11 protein-coding genes, 1 tRNA gene and 1 pseudogene are annotated in these 13588 nt (G+C 73.1%); 6 read left to right on the top strand and 7 right to left on the bottom strand.

The window, feature by feature from the left end:
- Window positions 1-111 precede the first annotated feature (111 nt).
- The 5 genes from ACK8HX_RS03935 to ACK8HX_RS03915 form a co-directional block, all read right to left on the bottom strand.
- Window positions 112-600, bottom strand: coding sequence for a carboxypeptidase regulatory-like domain-containing protein (locus ACK8HX_RS03935; RefSeq protein WP_411939358.1), 489 nt, complete (start codon window positions 598-600; stop codon window positions 112-114).
- On the bottom strand, window positions 597-1178 hold the full coding sequence (locus ACK8HX_RS03930; RefSeq protein ID WP_411939357.1) for an RNA polymerase sigma factor: 582 nt from the start codon (window positions 1176-1178) through the stop codon (window positions 597-599). The genes ACK8HX_RS03935 and ACK8HX_RS03930 overlap by 4 nt, the downstream gene beginning before the upstream one ends.
- Window positions 1178-3061, bottom strand: a complete 1884-nt coding sequence (locus ACK8HX_RS03925) for a S8 family serine peptidase (protein WP_411939356.1) — start codon at window positions 3059-3061, stop codon at window positions 1178-1180. Before ACK8HX_RS03925 ends, ACK8HX_RS03930 begins: the two co-directional genes overlap by 1 nt.
- Window positions 3062-3577: 516 nt before the next feature.
- Window positions 3578-3940, bottom strand: coding sequence for a protoporphyrinogen oxidase (locus ACK8HX_RS03920; RefSeq protein WP_411939355.1), 363 nt, complete (start codon window positions 3938-3940; stop codon window positions 3578-3580).
- Window positions 3941-4276: 336 nt separating this feature from the next.
- Window positions 4277-4363: transfer RNA gene (locus ACK8HX_RS03915), tRNA-Ser, on the bottom strand.
- Between the two features lie 126 nt (window positions 4364-4489).
- Between ACK8HX_RS03915 and ACK8HX_RS03910 the strand changes: the two genes are divergently transcribed.
- The 3 genes from ACK8HX_RS03910 to ACK8HX_RS03900 all read left to right on the top strand — a co-directional run bounded on the left by ACK8HX_RS03910 (window position 4490) and on the right by ACK8HX_RS03900 (window position 6962).
- Window positions 4490-5449, top strand: a complete 960-nt coding sequence (locus ACK8HX_RS03910; protein ID WP_411939354.1) for a DUF1206 domain-containing protein — start codon at window positions 4490-4492, stop codon at window positions 5447-5449.
- A 21-nt stretch (window positions 5450-5470) separates the two neighbouring features.
- Window positions 5471-6553 (top strand): substrate-binding domain-containing protein, encoded by a 1083-nt coding sequence (locus ACK8HX_RS03905; protein WP_411939353.1) that lies wholly within the window; start codon window positions 5471-5473, stop codon window positions 6551-6553.
- 205 nt (window positions 6554-6758) lie between these two features.
- Window positions 6759-6962, top strand: coding sequence for a cold-shock protein (locus ACK8HX_RS03900; RefSeq protein ID WP_411939352.1), 204 nt, complete (start codon window positions 6759-6761; stop codon window positions 6960-6962).
- Between the two features lie 73 nt (window positions 6963-7035).
- On the opposite strand, the gene ACK8HX_RS03895 is transcribed toward ACK8HX_RS03900, so the two are convergent.
- Window positions 7036-8937, bottom strand: a complete 1902-nt coding sequence (locus tag ACK8HX_RS03895) for a penicillin-binding transpeptidase domain-containing protein (protein WP_411939351.1) — start codon at window positions 8935-8937, stop codon at window positions 7036-7038.
- A 162-nt stretch (window positions 8938-9099) separates the two neighbouring features.
- Between ACK8HX_RS03895 and ACK8HX_RS03890 the strand changes: the two genes are divergently transcribed.
- Entirely contained in the window at window positions 9100-10566 is a 1467-nt protein-coding gene (locus tag ACK8HX_RS03890; protein ID WP_411939350.1) for a mannitol dehydrogenase family protein, read from the top strand.
- A gap of 16 nt (window positions 10567-10582) precedes the next feature.
- Here the strand turns inward: ACK8HX_RS03890 and ACK8HX_RS03885 are convergent, their stop codons facing one another.
- Entirely contained in the window at window positions 10583-11587 is a 1005-nt protein-coding gene (locus tag ACK8HX_RS03885; protein ID WP_411939349.1) for a helix-turn-helix domain-containing protein, read from the bottom strand.
- 270 nt (window positions 11588-11857) lie between these two features.
- On the opposite strand from ACK8HX_RS03885, the gene ACK8HX_RS03880 reads away from it, so the two are divergent.
- The gene (locus ACK8HX_RS03880; protein WP_411939348.1) at window positions 11858-13219 is read left to right on the top strand and encodes an ABC transporter substrate-binding protein; all 1362 of its coding nucleotides are present in this window, start codon (window positions 11858-11860) and stop codon (window positions 13217-13219) included.
- A 91-nt stretch (window positions 13220-13310) separates the two neighbouring features.
- Window positions 13311-13588, top strand: a pseudogene (locus tag ACK8HX_RS03875) (sugar ABC transporter permease); the annotation flags it as partial.

The raw sequence follows: 13588 nt of genomic DNA, 5'->3' as shown, positions 1-13588 counted from the left end.
CCGGCGCAGGATGGACTCGGCCCGCGAGGGGGCGCCCGCGGCGTTCGCGAGGACGGCTTCCTCGACGAGGCGGGTGACGTGGTCGTGGAGGTCCGCGCTGATCCGCGAGCCTCAGATCTCGACGGTCGGCGTGATGACGGGACGGACGTCGCCGGAGGGCAGGAACACGAACCGCACGAGCCCGCGGGGGGCCCGCTCGAAGGTGAACCGGCCGTCCTCGTCGACCTCGGCGGTCGTCGTGCCCCCGTCGGCGCGCAGCTCGACGGTGGCCGAGGAGTCCAGGCCGGTGACCCAGCCGTCGACCCGGACCTCGTCGTCGTCGATCGGCGACAGGGTCACCATCGCCGACAGGGCCTCGGCGCTGAAGGTCAGTGTCTGGGTGCGCGTGTACTCCGACCGGGCGAGGGCCGTCTCCGCGCCGAGCCGTTGCAGCTCGGCGACCTCGGCGTGCAGCGCCTGGACGGTGAGGGCGAACTTGACGTCGTCGGCCAGCCCGGCCGGGACGGGGTCGTTGGCGCGCAGCACGTCGGCGATGGCCGCGAGGATGCGGTCGTCGAGCTCGTCGAGTGGCTGTGCGGCGAGGTCGTGGTCGGCGTTCACAGGGCACCTCCCCAGGCGGGGTCGTCGGCGAGGGCGGTGCGCAGCTTGGCGAGGCACCGTCCTCGGGTGGGGCCGATGCTCCCCACCGGCATCTTGAGGGCTTCGGACACGGCGGCGTAGTCGGGCTTGTCGGCGAAGGCGATGACGCGCAGCAGGGCCTGGCAGCGAGGGGTGAGCCGCTGCACGTGCGCCCAGAGGACGCGGTGGTCCTCGCGCCGGACCGCGACGGTCGCCGGGTCGGGCTGCACGTCGGGGGTGCCCTCGTCGAGCTCGCCGTCGGTGCGCCCGGCGACGCGGGTGGAGCGCCAGCACTCGCGGCGCACGGTGACGATGAGCCAGCCCATGACGGCCTGCGGGTCCTTGATCCGCTCGGCGCCCTCGACGAGCCGCAGCCACGCGGTCTGGACGGCGTCCTGGGCGAGCTGGTCGCCGGCGCCCTGCGCCCGGGCGGTGTGCCAGAGGACCGGGGTGAGGAGGTCGACGAGCTCGTCCATGGCCCGCACCTCGCCGTCCCGGTACCCGCGGAAGGCCGCGGCCGCCCTCGTCGAGAGGGTGTGCACCGTGTCGTCGGGGGACATCACTCCTCCTTCGTCCTGCGCTTGGGGAACCGCTCGCGGTTCGCCTTGGCGACGACGGTCGCTGCGGCCGCCTTGGCCCGGCCGGCCCCCGGGGCAACGGTCGCCCGGTCGTCCTCGGGGGAGGGGCGGACGATCTCGCGGGCGATGTCACCGGCGACCCACGGGGCCGCGAACGAGGTGCCGCTCCAGACCGCGAACCCGGACCGGAAGTCGTCGAAGTCGATGCTCGACCGGGGCCCCGGGCCCACCCCCTTGACCGAGACGCCGGCCTGCCCGGAGCCGGACAGCGTCCTCGGGACCGTGCTGACGATCCCGGCGCCCGGTGCGTGCGCCGTCACCCAGTCGCCGACGTTGGAGAACAGGGCGACGCTGCGGTCGTCCGGGTTGGTGGCGCCGACGCCGACGAGGGCGGTGTCGGCGGTGGTCGCGAAGGCCGCGGGGAAGAAGCGGGCACGGGTCGCGTCGTTGCCTGCGCAGGCGACGACGACGACGCCCTCCCGGCCGAACTCGCGCAGGAGGTCGTGGAGCGCGGTGTCGTCGGCCTCGTCCGGTGTCTCGTGGTAGTAGCCGAGCGAGAGGTTGAGGACGTCGAGGCGTCCGTGCCGGATCGAGGGGTCGTCCTTCGCGGCCTTGTGGCGCGCGAGGAGGAGGGTGAGGGCGTCGATGACGTCCTCCTCCAAAGCGGCTCCGTCGGACGCCATGATCGGAACGGCGAGGATGACGGCCTCGGGGCAGCGCTGGCGGACGATGCCGGCGATGAAGGTGCCGTGGCCGCAGAGCACGTCCATGAGCCCGTTGACCTCGTCGATGATGACACCGGTGTTCTCGGGGTCGCGCGAGGGCTCCTTCCAGACGCCGACCTCCCGGCCGGCGTGGACGACGCGGCGGTGCACGCCGGGGCAGGCGGCGCCGCCGGGGCAGTCGTCGACGGTGGCCTTCTCGCCCTCGGGCGGGAACCAGGAGTGCTCGCCGAGGCCGGTGTCGAGGATCGCGACCACGGGCGGCTCGTCCGGCAGGCCGGCCCTGACGGCGAGCCGCGGGTCGGGGGCGGACCAGACGACCGGGGTACGGCCGCCGACTCCGGGCGCGCCGTACTCGGCGAGGAGGCCCCCGCCGCCCCACACGCCGCCACCGCCGCCCCAGACGCCACCGCCACCGCCCCAGACGCCACCGCCTCCGCCCCACACGCCGCCCCCGCCGCCCCAGACGCCGCCACCGGCGGTGAGGACGTGCTCGACGGTGACGCCGGAAGCCATGCTGCGGCCGCGGGTGTCGCGGCGCCGGCGACGGGCCTGCTCCTCGGGGGACTCCTCGCCGTCGGGGTCGGGGAGGCGGCCGAGCCCGAGCTTGTCGTAGAGGATCGCGGCCCGGTCCGAGGTGGAGGTCAGGGCCGTCTGGAGGAAGCGCCACGCGTCGGGGGACTTGCCGGCCTGGTCGCCCTGGCGCTCGAGCCGCACGCGGGTCACCGTGACCTCCGCCTCGGGCGAGAGGGCCTCGGCGACGCTGCGGGGGAGCGGGAGCGTCGTGGGCGAGCCGATCGACTGCACGCTGAACGAGTCGGCGCCGACCTGCCTGGCCAGCTCCTGCAGCTCCTGCACGCGGGTCAGCTGCCCCTCGCCGTCGAGCGAGGGGTCGGACACGTCGCGCACGAGGAGGGTGTCGGAGACGTACACGGTCGGCAGCGGCAGCGGCTGCCCCGGTGCGAGGTAGGCCGCCTCGGGGTCGAGGACCCGGGCGTTGAGCCGGCGAGCGAGCAGCGGGGAGAGCACGGGGAACGGCGGGAGCGGGGAGGGCTCATCCACGGGCTGCTCGGGACGGGGGCCGGGGCGCTCGGACCCGGCAGAGCCGTCGGAAGGGGCCTGCTCGGAGGGCTTGGCGGCCATCGGGTCTCCTGGGGGGGGAAGGAACCGGGGCGAGAGCGGTCGCGCCCAGCGTAGTGATCACGGTCGACGTGGAACAGGAGTCGCTGATCGGGACCGTGATACACGCCGACCTGCACGGATTCGCGCCGGACGGCGCCGCTCGAGGGCTCGGCTCGGGGCGGCCCGGACGGGCCGGCGAGAAATTCTCGGGGCCTGCCGTATCAGGGCGGGACCGGACGGCTCCTCGTCGTCGTGGAACCCAGCGGGATCCACGGTGCGGCCCGACCGATCAGGGGCGGGAGGGCGGCACCGGGACCTCGGGGCGCCGCGACGCCGGGCCGGACACGCGCGACGTCGGGGCGACGGTCCCGTCACACGGGGAGCCGGCCACGTCGGGACCTGGCGCCGCAGGGGGCGCAGAGGTCCGGCGTGGCCGGCGGTGTGGCATGTCCCGACCCGGCGGCGGGTGCGGACGTGGTGGTCAGGGCGACCCCTTCCGCGGTCACGGCCCTCGGGAGGGGGCTGCGGCGCTCGCGGTCAGGCGGCGCCGTCGGTGCGGCGGGTCGCCGTTGCCCAGGGGTCGCCGTGGGGCGCGGTGTGGCTCGCGCCGTCGCCCCCGGGACGGGTCTCGGGGGCGCTGCGGATCGCCTCCGTCGACACGGTGCGGCTGGCCCGCAGCCGCTCGCCCGTCGCGCGGGCGGCGTCGGCGACGAGGTCGGCGACCACCGGGGCCGCCTTGGTCCTCGCGGCCTCCTTGGCGATCCCGACCTGCTTCTGGACCGGGCCGGAGTTCCACACCTTCGAGGACGTCCGGCGGATCTGCTCGTAGCGGTGCTTGCCCGCGCGGGCACCGAGGACGTACCCGGCCGCCAGGCCGGCGAGGAACGACAGCTTCGCCATGGGGTGGATCCTTTCGTCGGCCTCCGACCATACCCGCGGACCGTCGCCGCACCCGGTCGAGGTGGAACCCGACCGTCAGGTGGTCGCCTTTCACCTCGACCCGACCGTCGGGTGGGCTGCGGAGGGCGTGGGACTCCGCCTCTCACTCCGTTCGAGGCTCCCCGTCATCCCACCGCCGCTCCGCAGGCACTCCAAGGGCGCTCCGCGCCCGCCGGAGTCCAGCGGAGGGCGTGGGAACCGTCGGGGCTCGTTCCTCGCCCCTCCTCCCGAATCCCGCGTGCTCGATTCGCGAGATGCGGACGAACCTCGTTCCTCGGCCCGTCCGCATCTCGCGAGCGGAGGGCGTGGGATTCGAACCCACGATGACGTTGCCGCCATAGCGGTTTTCAAGACCGCCGCACTAGGCCACTATGCGAGCCCTCCTCGCCCGGGCGACCCGGGCACGACACAGGGTAGGCGCCTCCCGCGGTCGTGTGCCCAGGTGGCCGCCAGGGCAGCCACCTGAGCACACGACCGCGCAGGTCGGGGCTCGGGTCTAGCCTCTCGGTCGTGAGCCCGAGCGACCCCGACACCGGCGACGACGGCCTCCCCGTCGTCGAGGCGGTCAAGGAGGCCGCCGAGGGCGTCGTCGAGCGGGTCGAGGACGTCGCCGAGGACGTCGTCGAGCGGGTCGGCGAGGTGGCCGAGGACGTCAGGGAGCACACCGGTGAGGCGGTCGAGGCGTTCGCGCAGGTGACGACCCACGCCGCCGAGGTCGCCGAGACGCACCCGACGGTCAGCACCGGGGCCCGCGTCGGGTTCCTCCTCGACGGCGTCCTCCACATCGCGATGGGGTGGGCCGGCCTCGGCATCGCGTGGGGGTGGGGCGGTACGGCCGACGAGTCGGGCGCGCTCACCACGCTCGCGGACACCGCCGGAGGGCGCTGGGCCCTGTGGGTCGGGTTCGCCGGCTTCACGGTCGTCGCCCTCTGGAACCTCGCGCGCGCCATCACCGGACGGCACTGCCGCACCGGCTTCAAGCGGCTCGAGCACGGCGCCGACGGCCTCGCCTACGTCACCGTCGCCTGGAGTGCGGCCGCCTTCGCGGTCGGCGCCGGCACGAGCAGCCGCGACTCGAGCATCGGCATCACCCGCACCCTGCTCGCCCTCCCGGGCGGCACGCTCCTCGTCGTCGCGGTCGGTCTCGCGGTCGCCGGCGTCGGCGCGTTCAGCATCTGGTCGGGCTGGACGAAGGACTTCCTCGTCGACCTCGAGCGCCACCCCGGCCGGCTCGCCGAGGTCATGGGCCGGATCGGGTTCATCACCCGCGGCATCGCGTTCGGGCTCGTCGGGTGGCTGTTCCTCGCCGCGGCGTGGACCCGGCGCACCGAGGAGTCCACCGGCCTCGACGGTGCGCTGCGGTACCTCCAGGACGCCCCCCTCGGTCGCTACGAGCTGAGCGCGATCTCGGTCGGCCTGATGTTCTTCGGTGTCTACCTCGTGACCAGGGCCCGGCACCTGCGCAGGTGAGTGCGCGAGAATGCCTCCGCCATGCAGACCCGCCGACTCGTCGCAGCCCTCGCCCTCGCCGCCGTCGCCCTCGGGCCGGCCGCCTGCGTCCGCGAGGAGGGTCGTGCGCTTCCCGGGGGCGGCAGCAACATCCGGGTCTCGCTCATCACCAAGGACGCGACGAACCCGTACTTCACGGCGATCGAGGAGGCCGCGCGCTCGACCGCCGAGCGGGTCGGGGTCGACGTCGCCGTCACCTCGGGGGCGAGCGACGACGCCCGCCAGCTCGCGGCCATCGACGCCGCGGTCGCGCGCGGTGACCGCGGCATCCTCATCACGCCGGTCTCGTCGGCGGTCGAGTCGGCGATGAAGAAGGCGCGCGACCTCGGCCTGTACGTCATCGCGCTCGACAGCCCGCCGGACACCCCCGGCGCCGTCGACGTCACCTTCGCCAGCGACAACCGCAAGGCGGGAAAGCTGCTCGGGGGCTGGGTCGCCGCCGAGCTCGGCGGGCGGCCGGCCACCATCGCGCTCCTCGGCCTCGACGCGGGCTCCGACGTGCGCCTCGACCGCGACCGCGAGGAGGGCTTCCTCGAGGGCATGGGCATCGCGGCCGGAGACCCGAGGACCAGGGGCGACGTGCCCCGGGTCGGCCGCTACCCCGCCACGTCCTCCGGGACCCCGGGTGGGGCGTACTCGATCGACTGCGTCGAGGCCACGGCCGGAACCGAGGCCGGAGGGCGGACGGCGATGGAGTCGTGCCTGGCTGCGGCACAGGGGATCTCGGTCGTCTACACGGTCAACGAGCGAGTCGCCGAGGGGGCCGTCGCCGCGCTCGAGGGCGGCGACGCCCCGGACGTCGTCCTCGTCTCCTTCGACGGTGGGTGCGAGGGGGTCGAGGCGGTCGCGGCCGGGACGATCGACGCCACCGTCCAGCAGTTCCCCCTCCGGATGGCGACCCTCGGCGTCGAGTCGATCGCCAGGGTGGCGCGGGGTGGCGAGAAGCCGGAGCCGACCGAGGGGCTCGACCTCGTCGACACCGGTGTCGCCCTCGTCGCCGACCGGCCGCGCGGCGGCGTCGCGAGCATCGACACGACCGAGGCGGCCCGGCTCTGCTGGGGATGAGCGGGTCGAGCGGCATCCCGCCACGTGAACTGTGCATGACGGACCGCGCGCCGGGGCACCGTGCGTGCTAGCGTTTTCGCCGGTTGCAGCAACAGCATTGCCTTGAAGGTCGATCCATCCGGAGCCAGAGGGGACTGGAGTTCGCATCCACGGTCGGTGCGAGGTGTACCGACCGCGTGCTACACACAGAGAGAGTTACCCCCATATGGCACAGGGCACCGTGAAGTGGTTCAACGCTGAGAAGGGCTTTGGTTTCATCGCCCAGGACGGCGGCGGCCCCGACGTGTTCGTTCACTACTCCGCCATCGACGTCCAGGGCTACCGCAGCCTCGACGAGGCCCAGCGGGTCGAGTTCGAGGTCACCCAGGGTCCGAAGGGTCCGCAGGCTGACGCAGTCCGCCCCATCTGAGACCCGGGTCCACCCGAGTCCTCGCGAAGGCCCCGTCCGGTTCGTCCGGGCGGGGCCTTCCGCATGCCCGGGGTCAGCCGCGGGCGAGGATGGTGAGGAAGTCCTTGGCGATGGGGGCGGCCACCGTGGCGCCGCTCCTGCCCGCCTCGACGAGGACGGCGAACGCGACGTCACCCTGGTAGCCGACGAACCACACCCGCGGCGGGGTGTCGGGGTCCGAGCCGTACTCGGCGGTGCCGGTCTTGCCGCGCACCGGTCCACCCGGGGTGTCGCGCAAGATCGTCGCGGTGCCCGACGAGACGACGGACGCCATCATCGAGCGCAGGTCGGCGACGACCGTGCCGTCGAGGGGTGTCGGGCGGCGGCTCCCGCTCCCGGTCTCGACGAGCACCGGCGGGATGAAGGTGCCGCGCCCGACGCTGCCGGCCATCACGGCCATCGCGAGGGGCGACACCTCGGTGCGGCCCTGGCCGATGACCGCAGCGGCTGCGTCGGTGCCCCCGGTCGTGGGCGGGACGCTGCCCTCGAACGCGCCGGTGACACCGAGCCCCTCGGCCCAGCCGGCGCCGATGCCGAGGGCCTTCGCCGCGGTCGTGAGGTCGTCGGCCTCGAGCCGGGAGGCGAGCGAGACGAACGCCGTGTTGCACGAGATCGTGAAGTCCTCGAAGAAGGTCGGGTGCCCCGGGGCGGACTCGCCCGCGAAGTTCCGGAACTCGCGCCCGTCGACGACCGCGGACTCCGGGCACCGGACCTTCGCGCCGGGCGAGGTGATCCCCCGGGTGAGGAAGGCGTAGGTCGAGGCGACCTTGAACGTCGAGCCCGGGGGGTAGCGCCCGGTGAGCGCCCGGTCGAACCCGCTCGACGGGGCGTTCGCCGCGGCGAGGACCTCGCCCGTCTCGACGTCGATGGCCACGAGGGCGGACGCCGCCTCGAGCCGGGCGTCCGCGAGGGCCTTCTCGGCCGCCTGCTGCACCCGGGGTGCGAGGGTGGTGCGGACGTCCTCGCCGTCGGTGGCCGCCTTCTCGAACAGGGTCCGGCCGCCGCTCGACCTCACGACGAGGCCGGTCGTCCCGCCGAGCTGCTCGTCGTACTGGCGCTGCAGCCCGCTCGTGCCGGCCCGGTCGCCGGCGGCGTAGCGGCCGCCGCCCTGCTGAACCATCTCGGCGGTGACGTCGCCGAAACCGCCGAGGAGCGGCTGGCCGAAGGTCCGGGTGACGGCGAGGGGCTGCACGCCCTCGCGGACGACGACCCCGGCGAGGGCGTCGAGCCTGGCCTTGCGGGCGGTGTAGTCGGCCTCGCGGTAGGTGATGGCGGTGACCGGCGCCTTCGACGACGCGTCCGTGGCCTTCCCCAGCGCCTCGACGAGGCTGCCCTTGCGCGCCCCCACGACCGTCTCGAGGCCGGCGGCCGACTCGGGCGTGGCGTTGACCGGGTCGAGCAGCACGGTGAAGACGGGGCCCTCGGGCATGAGGGGCCGGCCGTCGCGGTCGAGCAGGTCGCCGCGCGCCCCGCGGGTGCGCTCGACCTCGATCGTCTCGTCGGCGGCGAGCCCGGGGAACCACGGCGAGCGGGCGTCGTCCGGGGCGGCGACGACCCAGCGCTCGCCCCGCTCGACGGCCCGCGCGGGGACCTCGTACTCCCAGACGGACTCGCCGGGCAGGGTCCAGCGCACGGTGAGCGTGGAGGTCGCGCCCGCGTCGCTGCGGCGCACGGACCCGGTCCGCACGGTGACCGGCGCCTCACCGAGCGGGGCCACGGCCTCCTCGAAGGCGGAGGCCAGGGCCGGGTCGGCCAGCGGGGCGCCCGCCAGGTCCTTCGCGGCCCAGGCGCGGGCGAGGAGCTCGACCGCCTCGGTCGCGGCCGTGTCGCGGGCGGCCTCGCGCTGGCGCCACCACAGGGCACCGCCCAGCGCACCCCCGAGGACGAGGACCGCGACGACGGCGATGACGATGCGACCCCTCAGGCGACCCCTCATGCCCCCAGTCAACAGGCCCGTCGCGGGGTCCGTCGTCACGGGTCGGTACCAATCCGTTCGACGTCGATGCTTTGATGCCTGCGCGCGGCCGGGGGCTGTTCACGCGGCCCGGGTGCTGCTTGGCTGCTGCGGGGTTTCCCGTGCACGAAAGGACCTGCACCCGTGACCGCACTCACCAGTGGGCCGCTCGGCCCGGGCGTCTCGACGCCGTCCTACGACCGGACCGCGGCCTCGGTCGGCATCGTCCACTTCGGGTTCGGCAACTTCCACCGCTCCCACCAGGCGATGTACGTCGACCGGTTGATGGAGCTGGGGCGCGGGCTCGACTGGGGCATCTGCGGCGTGGGCGTCCTCACGCACGACGCGGCGATGCGCGACGCGATGCGCGCCCAGGACTGCGAGTTCACGCTCGTCGTGCGCCACCCCGACGGCTCGCTCGAGCCCCGGGTCGTCGGCTCGGTCCTCGAGTACCTCTACGGCCCCGAGGACGCGGCGGTCGTCTACGAGCGGCTCGTCGACCCCGCCGTCCGCGTCGTCAGCCTCACGGTCACCGAGGGCGGGTACCTCAAGAACGCGGCGACGGGCGAGTTCGACGCCGAGCACCCCTCGGTCCTCCGCGACCTCGAGAACCTCGACGCACCGGGCACCGCGTTCGCCTTCATCGTCGAGGGCCTGCGCCGCCGCCGGGAGGCCGGCCTGGAGCCGTTCACCGTCCTGTCCTGCGACAACCTCCAGGGCAACGGCGACGTGACGCGCAGGACGATCACCTCCTTCGCCCGGCTCGTCGACCCCGGCTTCGCCGACTGGATCGGGGCCGAGGTCGCGTTCCCGAACTGCATGGTCGACCGCATCACCCCGGCGACCACCGACGCCGACCGCGAGGCGCTGACCAGCGAGTTCGGCATCCACGACCGCTGGCCGGTGCCGGCCGAACCGTTCACCCAGTGGATCGTCGAGGACCACTTCCCGCTCGGGCGGCCGGCGCTGGAGGAGGTCGACGTCCAGTTCGTCGAGGACGTCACCCCGTACGAGCTGATGAAGCTGCGCCTGCTCAACGCGAGCCACCAGGCCCTCGCCTACCTCGGCGCCCCGCTCGGGTACGTCCTCGTCGACGAGGCGATGCGCGATGACCGGGTCCGCGAGTTCCTCGCGCGGTACATGGCCGACGAGGCCGCGCCGACCCTGGGCGAGCTGCCCGGTATCGACCTCGAGGGGTACATGGCCACCCTCCTCGAGCGGTTCTCGAACCCCGGCATCAAGGACACCCTCGTCCGGCTCGCCACCGACGGCGGCAACCGGATGGCGACCTTCACCCTCCCCGCGGTGCGCGACAACCTCGCGGCGGGGCGCCCCGTCGAGCTCGGCGCCGCGATGGTGGCGGCCTGGGCGCACTACTGGTCGCTCATCGGGCGCGGCGAGCTGACCGGCGCCGCCGTCCCGGACGACGTCCACGCCGACGCGCTGCGCACGGCCGCCCTCGACCCCAGGCCCGAGGCGTTCGTCGAGCTGGCAGACCTCTTCGGCGACCTCGGGAGCGACGAGCGGTTCCTCGAGCCGTACCGACGGCTGCGGGCCGTCGTGGAGCAGGACGGCGTACACACGCTCGTCGACCGCGTCCTCGGCCGCTGACGCCCCGGGAGGACCCTCAGTCGACGGGCGCGCGCAGCCCGAGGCTGAAGACCTCCGGCGGCGGCTTGAGCGAGGACTCCAGGCGCCGGTAGACCGTGGGCGTCGTGCCGACCTCGGCGAGGAACTGGCGGTTGAAGTTCGCCATGTTGTGGTACCCGGAACGGGCCGCGACCTGTGCGATCGGCTCGTCGGTGGAGTCGAGCAGGCGCCGGGCGTGGGCGATCCGCAGCTTCTTCACCATGCTGCTGAACGTCTGCCCCGTGGCGCTCTTGAAGTACTTCGAGAAGGTGGGCTCCGACATGTACGCCAGCTTCGCGGCCGTCGACAGCCGGATGTCGCCGGTGAGGTGCTCGAAGATGTAGGTGAGGCCGGCCTCGACCGCGGCGCGCGAGTTGCTGTCGGTGGGTCGGCCCATCCACTCGCTCGCGACGACCTCGCGCTCGTCCTCCGGGGCCCGCGCGAACAGGGTGAGCAGCCTGAACAGGTGCGACAGCTGCTCGGAGCCGCGCGACCCGACGACCGCGAGGATCGTCTCGGCCGCCCGCCAGGCCGTGGCCCCGGAGAACACCAGGCCCCGGCTGCTCAGCTTGAGCATCTCGTCGAGCTCGATGAGCTCGGGCATGACCTCCATGCAGCGCCGGATCCACTCGTCGGTGAACTGGACGACGGCGTCACGGTCGACGGCCACCTGGCCCGGCTCGAGGTCGCTGACCCAGTCGTGGGGCAGGTTCGGGCCCATGATGCTGACGTGGCCCGGCGCGAAGGTGCCGATGTGGTCGCCGGCGATGAAGCTGCCGTGCGTCTTGGTGATGAGGTGGATCTCGTACTCGGGGTGCGACCCCCAGCCGCAGATCTCGCTCGGGAAGTCGTGGGTGATCGCGCGGACCGACGACATCGGGTGCGGGGGGATGATCTCGCGCCGCGGCGGGTCGGGCATCGGGAGGTGGTGCGGATGGACGGGCTCGTGGCCGGGCGTGACCTGGGCCACGCCGCCGGTGCGCGGGTGATACGAAATCGTCATCGCCTCCCGTCGGCTCCGTCGTCGCCCCCCACGGCGGGGAAAGCGTTCTCGCAGCCGGTTGGGGGCCGGTTGCGGGTGACCGCGGGGTGGCGACGAGAAAAATAGTATCGAAACGGCCGCCCATCTGGTGCTTGTCGCCGACGCCGGGCGCTCCCACCCTTGCAGGTGTTCCAGGCAGTGGATCCACCGACGCACCCGACCGGGCCAGGCCCCGGGCCCGTGCCCGTCCACCGCCGGGAGTGGACGACACACCTACCAAAGGAGTTAGGCATGCGGCGCACACAGCGCACCATGACGCTCGGGGCCGGAATGCTGGCCTCGGCCCTCGTGCTCGGGGCCTGCTCGTCGGGCGCCGTCTCATCGGGAGACGGATCCGGCGCGGCCGGCGGCAACGTCACCTTGAACCTGGCCACCGTGAACAACGGCCAGATGAAGGACATGGAGAAGCTCAAGACCGAGTACGAGAAGGCGAACCCCGGCACGACCGTCAACTTCCAGGTCATGGAGGAGGGCGACCTGCGCTCTGCCGTGACCGCCGACGTCGCGAGCGGGGCCGGCCAGTACGACATCGTCACCATCGGCGCGTACGAGACCCCGCAGTGGGGCAAGAACCAGTGGCTCGTCGACCTCACGCCCGAGCTGGCGAAGGACGCGGCGTACGACGTCGAGGACATCCTCCCGCCCGTGCGCGACGCCATCTCGTTCGAGGGCAAGCAGTTCGCCGTCCCGTTCTACGGCGAGTCCTCGATCCTCATGTACAACAAGGAGCTCCTCGACAAGGCCGGCGTCACCCTCGGGGCCAACCCGACCTGGCAGGAGGTCGCCGACGCGGCCAAGAAGGTCAAGACCGGCGACACCGCCGGCATCTGCATGCGCGGCAAGCCCGGCTGGGGCGACCTGTTCGCGCCGCTGACCACGGTCGTGCAGACCTTCGGTGGCAACTGGTACGACAGCGACTGGAAGGCCACGGTCAACACCCCGGAGTGGAAGGAGGCCGTGACGTTCTACAAGACGATGCTCGACGAGTCGGGTCAGAAGGACCCGGTGTCCTACTCCTTCAACGAGTGCCTCACCGCGCTCAAGGAGGGCAAGGCCGCGATGTGGGCCGACGCCTCCGTCGCCGCGTCGATGCTCGAGGCGTCCGACTCGCCGGTCAAGGGGAAGATGGGCTACGCCCACATGCCCGTGAACAAGACCAAGGAGTCGGGCTGGCTGTGGAGCTGGAACCTCGCGGTCCCGGCCTCGACGAAGAACAAGGACGCCGCGATCAAGTTCGTCAAGTGGGCGACGAGCAAGGAGTACCACCAGCTCGTCGGTAAGCAGATCGGCTGGAGCAACGTCCCGCCGGGTGCCCGCAGCTCGACGTACGAGATCCCGGAGTACAAGGAGGCCGCGGCCGCCTACGCGCCGATCACCCTCGACGTCATGACGGCCGTCAACCCGAAGCAGCCGGGTGTCAACCCGCAGCCGTGGGTCGGCATCCAGTACGTCTCCATCCCGGAGTTCCAGGACGTCGGCAACCAGTGCGCCCAGCTGATCGCCGACTACATCGCCAACCGCACCTCGGTCGACGACGCGCTCGGCAAGTGCCAGTCGCTCGCCGAGGCGGCCGGAGCGAAGCAGAAGGGCTGACGCCCTCGACGGGCACCGGTGCCGGGGCGTGCACACTCGCCGCCCCGGCACCGGGTCCCGGTCCCGCAGAACGACGCACAAGGGAGTGCGCATGACCACCACCGAGCTCGACACCGTCGAGGCGAGGACGGCCCAGGACAAGCGACGGATCACCAGTCGCAACGCGTGGACCAGCCGAGGGCTGCTCCTGCCGGCCGTGATCTTCCTCGTCCTCCTGACCCAGGTCCCGTTCCTCGTCACCATCGGCTTCTCACTGATGAGGTGGAACCTGCTCTACCCCGATGAGCGGGGCTTCACCGGGCTGGACAACTTCAAGACCGCGCTGACGTCGGGGAACCTGTGGCCCTCGATCGTGGCGACGGTGCTCAT

Origin of the sequence: Oryzobacter faecalis, assembly GCF_046764005.1 — a bacterium.
Lineage (GTDB): Bacteria > Actinomycetota > Actinomycetes > Actinomycetales > Dermatophilaceae > Oryzobacter > Oryzobacter faecalis.
The sequence above is the reverse complement of the archived record's forward strand: the minus strand, read 5'-3'. Positions and strand labels throughout refer to the sequence as shown.